Genomic DNA, 245 nt, shown 5'->3' with positions numbered 1-245 from the left:
CGTCCGCGCCCTCGGCCACGCGCACCACGATGGCGACGCTGACGCCCTGGGCGTAGGCGGCGGTGAAGGCGTCCTTCAGCGTCCCCGCTGCGCCCAGGCCTGCCGCCATCCGCGGGCCGGTGACCAGCACCGGCGTATCGAGCGGGAAGGCCGCCGCGTCAGCCTCGGGAGCCGTGCCGATGAAGCCGATGATCGAGGATTTGACGGTCTGGATCGGGCGCAGACCGTCATCGATCTCGACGGTC

At 71.8% G+C, this 245-nt stretch carries 1 pseudogene; it reads right to left on the bottom strand.

Annotated features, from left to right (window positions below):
• Nucleotides 1-245, bottom strand: a pseudogene (locus C5F48_RS24715) (phage tail protein); the annotation flags it as partial.

Origin of the sequence: Cereibacter changlensis JA139 (assembly GCF_003034985.1) — a bacterium.
Taxonomy (GTDB): Bacteria; Pseudomonadota; Alphaproteobacteria; order Rhodobacterales; family Rhodobacteraceae; genus Cereibacter; species Cereibacter changlensis.
This window is presented reverse-complemented; position numbering and strand designations above follow the sequence as displayed.